The 3,439-nt window shown below is 62.3% G+C and carries 3 protein-coding genes and 1 pseudogene; 2 read left to right on the top strand and 2 right to left on the bottom strand.

All coding sequences use genetic code 11. The annotated features are described in order from the left end of the window. Together NN4_RS47095 and NN4_RS45900 are read right to left on the bottom strand one after the other, a co-directional pair. Positions 1 to 222: pseudogene (locus NN4_RS47095) on the bottom strand (hypothetical protein); the annotation flags it as partial. A 17-nt stretch (positions 223 to 239) separates the two neighbouring features. Further along, positions 240 to 602 (bottom strand): twin-arginine translocation signal domain-containing protein, encoded by a 363-nt coding sequence (locus NN4_RS45900; RefSeq protein WP_222595283.1) that lies wholly within the window; start codon positions 600 to 602, stop codon positions 240 to 242. A 345-nt stretch (positions 603 to 947) separates the two neighbouring features. Between NN4_RS45900 and NN4_RS44325 the strand changes: the two genes are divergently transcribed. After that, positions 948 to 1,292, top strand: a complete 345-nt coding sequence (locus NN4_RS44325; protein ID WP_147144407.1) for a hypothetical protein — start codon at positions 948 to 950, stop codon at positions 1,290 to 1,292. A gap of 340 nt (positions 1,293 to 1,632) precedes the next feature. Continuing rightward, the gene (locus NN4_RS44320) at positions 1,633 to 3,051 is read left to right on the top strand and encodes a lipase family protein (protein WP_147144404.1); all 1,419 of its coding nucleotides are present in this window, start codon (positions 1,633 to 1,635) and stop codon (positions 3,049 to 3,051) included. The last annotated feature ends 388 nt before the right edge of the window (positions 3,052 to 3,439 follow it).

Genomic DNA, 3,439 nt, shown 5'->3' with positions numbered 1-3,439 from the left:
ATTATCAGCTGACCGCTGGCAACTACCGGGGGCACGGGCGTACCTCCCGACGGCGTTGGCGCGTCGGCGGTACCGCACGCCCGTGTCCGAACTTCCCTGAGCCACGCCCGCGGCCACCGCGTGCACGGCATCGTCGATGCTCATACCGTTGCGGCCGTGCAACTGCGGGGCGAATCGCACTTCCCCATACACGACACCATCTGCATGCCAGTCCTGAACCAACTCCCTGGCGGTGTGGGTCAGCGTGTCAGGAGTTTGCAGAACTTGGAGAGGGAAAATCGATGGAGCGAGCCCAAGAAAGTCTTCAAGCAATTGCCGCGCGACGGGGCGCCCATCAGCTGCTCGACTGGCTTGTCCAGCGCAATACCCTGCTCGCGCGCGAGCGCGGCGACGGTGGCAGGACCGTCGAAGTGACAGTGCAACTCATAGCGAGGGATCTTGATCGTGGCCTCCTCAGAGCCGTCCCGATCCGCACCGGCCGACGAGTCCTCGATAAAATCGGCGTACAAACCCACGCCCAACACCGCGCCAGCCATCGCCGAGTAACGAAGCACCGACCGGCGGTTCGGCGTCGCGCCCGGCACACGATGCGGCGATGTCATGGTACAGAAGCTAAATCAGCTCCATTTCCATCGGTTTGCGGTAAGATTGAAACTGCCAACAGCCTGTTGCCTTCAACAATGATGTTGGTATATACAACGAGATTTGCCCCCGGATGAATCCCTCAGCGGTTATTGTTGAGCAACTTGATCTCGACTGCTTTACCAACACTGGTTCGCTAACGACAAGAATGGTATCGGCAATGGTAAGTTTCAACGATTTGGTCCACGATCGCCTTCCCTCGATGCCGTCGTCGTTCTCGGCGGATGTGACGTTCGGCGACGCTACGGCGAGCTGGAATTACCAGTCTCGGCGGCCGGGACGGGCGCACGCTGGTGGTGATCGATATGATCGCGATGGACGACATCAGCATCGACCGCGGCGCCAAGACCGCGACCGTCGATGGTGGCATGTTGACCGGCAACTTGTTGGTGGCGGCCTTCCAGCAGGGTAGATTCATGGCCCACCGGGGAATGCGTCACGGTCGGGATGGGCGGCCAGGTCCAGTGCGGTGGTTACAGCACCACGACCTTCGAAGCGGCCTCCAGGCGAGGCTCACCGCGATCGGAGACCGTAACGATGACTGTCGACCATATCGCCGGAAACATCTGGTTTCCCGCTGGATCGAAGCCAGTGGCGAAACAGTCGTGCCGGTCGTCGATTTCGACAACAAAAGCTCTACGCATACGTGACGGTGGACGGTCAACTCAGCAATTCGGTCTTCACCCTCACCAGCCTCGACCGAGCCATGCCTTCATCTGGGAGCGGGGCGAGGGTGGCGCCGCACATCATCGAAAGATCGGATGGGCGCCGCAGACTGCCATCCGCTGATCACCTTCTGGCGCCATCTATGACCTCTCGGCGAAATCGGAGCACTGATCTCGGAAATAGTTGATCCGTCCGATCGTGCACTTTGAGAGGCGTGACGATACTCGCGCGATAGGTGAGAACCGAACGAACGACTTAAGGCGACCCGCTCCCGGTGTGACATCGAAAAGTCATTGTTCGCAGCACCACTGACGTTCTGGAGAAATGATGACTGATCGCAAGCGCTTTTATCATAGGTTCTCAACGGCGTCGATCGGAGTTATAGTGTGTGCCGCGATACTGCACTCCGGTGTCCCGGCCGCGGCCGATCCGCCGAGGCAATCGGTTCCGGTAGCCCCGGTGTTGCCGTTTCCGATTCCTCCAGTGCCGCCCGAGCTCGATCCCGGCTTCTACGCCCCCGAGCCAGCGGTGGTGGCATCGAAACAACCGGGTGAGATCATCGCCGCCCGCGAGGTGCACCTGGCGTTCTATTCGATCATCCCGTTCAACGTCGACGCCTGGCAGTTGTCCTATCGCTCCACCAACACCCGCGACGAGCCGATCGCGGCGGTGACCACGGTGATGAAGCCGCGCGGTGACAATGCCGGTCAACCGCGAAACCTGTTGACGTATCAGTTCTCCGAGGATTCCAACGCACAGTACTGCGCTCCGTCGTACGCGCTGCAGCAGGCCTCGATCCCCGGGGTCTACACCACCCAATATGTCATTCCCTACGAATTTATCCTGCCGATCTCCGCGCTCGGCGCCGGATGGGCGGTGTCGATGCCCGACCACGAGGGTCCGCGCTCGGCATTCGGCGACGGGCCGCTGGGTGCCCGGATCACGATGGACGGCATCCGGGCGGCGGAAAATTTCACGCCGATGGGTTTGGGGCGCGAGACGAAGGTGGGTGCGGCGGGATATTCCGGTGGTGCCCTGCCGACCGGTCATCTCGCCGAAACCCACGACGCCTACGCTCCGGAGCTGAATATCGTCGGCGCCGCCGAGGGGGGCAATCTGCCCGACCTGCGTGCGGCGATGGACCTGGCCAACGGCAACCTCGCCTCCGGTCTGATCGCGGGCGGCATCCTGGGCATCGCGCGCGAGGAACCCGAACTCGACGCCTTCATCGCCGGGCACGTGAACCCCTTCGCGCGCGGGCTGATCCCGATCAAGAACGCGCTGTGCTGGTCCTCGGCCGCGATACTTCCCTTCCTCGATATCAAAGGCCAGTTCGACGTAGCGAATCTCTACGACCAACCACCGGTCGCTCGCGTGCTCGAGCGCATGCGCCAAGGCCACAACACACCCGACATGCCGATGTTCATTTACCACTCGAACCCAGACTGGGTAGCACCCGTCGGGGCGGTGAATCAATTGGTGGACCATTACTGCGACGATCCGAAGGCGCGAGTGCAGTATGTGCGCGACCACTTCAGCGAACACCTTTCGCTCCAGATCGGCGGCATGGCACGCGTACTGTTGTGGCTCAAAGACCGATTCGACGCCGTACCGGTCGCAGACGACTGCACCGTGCACGACGAAGGCGCGATGAACCTCGACCCCGACACCTGGCCGGAATGGTTACGCGGAGCGGGCGTGCTGCTCGCCGGGCTACTGCAGCAACCGATCGGCACCCGGTGACAGACACATCGAGGCGGACGTGGGAGATCCAACGGAAGTTGAGATAAACATGAGCGAACCCCGGCCTTTTCCAACCCCGGCGGTGGCGATGGTCCGCATGGGCAGGTGTCCGGCAACCTCCCAGCCTCACGGTTGGTCTTCATAGCGCGGCTGGTGTCTGTCGGCGGCCCTGAGACCGGCTTACGGGCAACGAGTTCGCTGACCTCGCGGCGCGGGGCCACGGGTTGTTCTCGTCGGGTATCGGCATCGTGCAGGGCCGGTGCCCTCGTCACGGTCGGGACGGCGCTCAGCCGCCATGGACTTCGAGCCGGATGTGTGGGCGGATGAACGCCGGGCAGGCCTCTTCAACAGGGGCCCGATAGTCCTGGGGTGCAACTATCGGCTTGAA

The sequence above is a fragment of the Nocardia ninae NBRC 108245 genome, from assembly GCF_007990755.1.
GTDB lineage: Bacteria > Actinomycetota > Actinomycetes > Mycobacteriales > Mycobacteriaceae > Nocardia > Nocardia ninae.
Note: the sequence above shows the minus strand (reverse complement) of the source record. Positions and strands in the feature narration are given on the sequence as shown.